The 2484-nt window shown below is 72.4% G+C and carries 2 protein-coding genes; both read right to left on the reverse strand.

From position 1 onward, the window contains the following. Positions 1–148: 148 nt before the first annotated feature. A complete protein-coding gene (locus EF918_RS34730) occupies positions 149–979 on the reverse strand; it encodes a M15 family metallopeptidase (protein WP_125652843.1) in 831 nt (276 codons plus the stop codon). 150 nt (positions 980–1129) lie between these two features. Next, positions 1130–2359 (reverse strand): cytochrome P450, encoded by a 1230-nt coding sequence (locus EF918_RS34735; RefSeq protein ID WP_125652844.1) that lies wholly within the window; start codon positions 2357–2359, stop codon positions 1130–1132. Positions 2360–2484 lie beyond the last annotated feature (125 nt).

Below are 2484 nucleotides of genomic sequence, written 5' to 3' on the forward strand. Positions count from 1 at the left end.
CGCGTGCAGGGGAGCGGGCGGGGGTGATCGGTGAGAAAGGCCGGTGTGATCACTGCCGTTGTCATCATGTGACCCTGTCCTGTGTCCTCCTCGGCTCCCGTGCGGAACCGACTGCACGGATGAACACGGCCGGTTCGGGACATCCGGTTCAGTGCTGGTGTCCGGCCACCGACCGGTACGCGACGGGGAAGTCGAAGTAGGTGTCAGGGAACAGCTCCGGCTTGTACGTGAAGTGCCACCATTCCTCGGGCAGGTTGACGAATCCCTGCGCCGTCAGCGCCGACTTCAGCCGCTGGCGGTCGGCCCGCTGCGCCCCCTGCACGCGCGGGTCGTCTGTGTGCGACAGCGTGTCGAAGCAGTCGAAGCCGGTTCCCATGTCGACGGAGTTGTCCGGGTACCGCTCCGCCTGAGGGGCGTAACAGGGCACGGACTCCTGGCCCGGCCGGGGCGGTGGTGCCGGGAGGGCCGGCAGCCGGACGATCGTCAGGTCCATGGTGCTGCCACGGCTGTGCCCCGACTTCTCGGCGATGTAACCGTCCTCGAAGAGGCGCGACTTGTCGACCCGCGGGTAGAACTCCGCCTTCTTCCGCTCGTCGTCGAGGTCCTTGGCCCAGCGGACGAAGTGGTCGACGGCGCGCTGCGGCCGGTAGCAGTCGTAGACCTTGAGGGAGTAGCCTTGGCGCAGCAGGCTGAGCTGGGCCCGGTGCAGGGCCTGGGCGGCGGGCCGGGTGAGGATGCAGACGGGCTGCCGGTAGCCGTCGATCGGCTCGCCGACGAAATTGTGCGGTGTCACGTACCGCATGTCCTGGAGGATCGTGGGGTCGACGGAGCTGAGCGCCACGAACTCCCGCGGAGCTTTCGGTTCTGGGCGCGGGGGGCCGGCGGTGGCCGTGGCGGTCGACGCGAAGGCGAGCAGGGCGGCGGTGGCGGCTGCCAGGGTCGCGGCGAGGCGCGTGGTCGTCGAAGGCGAACGGGTCATCGAGTCCTCCTCGGGCGGAGTCGGTCCGGTCCGATGATGCCTGGTCCGGTTTCGGCGGGCGTACACCTTCACGGGGAACGGCGTGGGCGTCCACCGCGGGACCCGGGGCCCGGGCCCCGGGCCCCAGGTGCCGGCTGCCGGCCGGTGTGCTCAGCGCTCCGGCCGCAGGACGACGGGGAGTTCCTGGTGGCCGTTGGAGATGAACGACGCCGTGGGCCGCAGCTCGGCCGCGGGGACGGCCAGGGCCGCGTCGGGGAAACGCGCGAAGAAGGCGGGCAGGGCGACGGCCGCCTCCAGCCGGGCCAGCGCCGCACCGAGGCAGAAGTGGACGCCGTGCCCGAAGGACATGTGCTCCTGCCGCGGCCGGGAGATGTCGAACGCGTCGGCGGTGGGACCGTGCAGGTCCGGGTGGCGCCCGGTGGCCCCGTAGGAGGCGAGGATCGCGTCACCGGCCCGGATGGTCACCCCGCCCGGCAGGTCGAGGTCGGTCACCGCGTACCGCATCGGTACGTGCCCCACCGGGGCCTCGTAGCGCAGCACCTCTTCGACGGCGTCACGCCACCCCACCTCCCCGCGGCGCAGCCGGCCGAGCTGGTCCGGGTGGCCGAGCAGTGCCGTGATCGCCTGGTCGAGGAGGTTGACCGTGGTCTCGTAGCCGGCGCTGATGACCAGCAGCAGGGTGTCGAAGAGCTCCTGTTCCGTCAGGCTCGACCCGTCGCCCTCCTCGTCGCGCGCGGCGATCAGGAGCGAGGTGAGGTCGTCACCCGGTGCCTCCCGCTTGGCCGCGACGAGTTCCCCCAGCCGGGCGTAGAGCCGTTCGGCGTTGGCCGTGGCCTCGGCCGGGCTGAGGGTGGTGTCGAAGGACTTGTCGACGTTCTCGCGGAACTCGTGGTCGTCGTCCGGAAGGCCCATCAGCTCGCTGATGACCATGATCGGCAGCGGTCGGGCGTACCCCGCGCGGACGTCGACGGCCGTGCCGGGCGCGGCCGTCGCCATGGCGTCGAGGAGCAGCCGCGCGGCCCGCTCGATCCGCGGCTGGAGCGCGGAGATCCGGCGCACGCTGAACGCCGGGGCGACCAGTCGGCGCAGCCGGCGGTGCTGGTCGCCGTAGGCGGTGAACATGTTCTGCACGCTCACCCACAGGTCCAGGGGCCACTTGCCCACGATCCGATCGGGGAACAGCGGCCAGTGGCGGCGGGCGTCCTTGGACACCCGGGGATCGGTGAGCAGCTGCCGCAGCAGGGCCGGGTCGGTCACCGCCCAGGCCGGGACGCCCAGGACGTCGACGCGGGCGACCGGACCGCGGGCACGCAGTGCGGCGTTCTCGGCGGCACGGTCGGAGCCGTGCGGGTCGAGGACGATCTCGGGCTGCGGCGGCATCACAGGGCTCCTCAGGGGTGTGTGGGGTGGGTCGGGTCGGGTGGCGGGCCGGGTGGCGGGAAAGATGCCGGCGGCGGCCAGGCCGCCCCGGTCGCGGTCCGCCCCGCCGTCCATCCTCACCGGGG

It is taken from the genome of Streptomyces sp. WAC06614 (assembly GCF_003949795.1).
Taxonomy (GTDB): domain Bacteria; phylum Actinomycetota; class Actinomycetes; order Streptomycetales; family Streptomycetaceae; genus Streptomyces.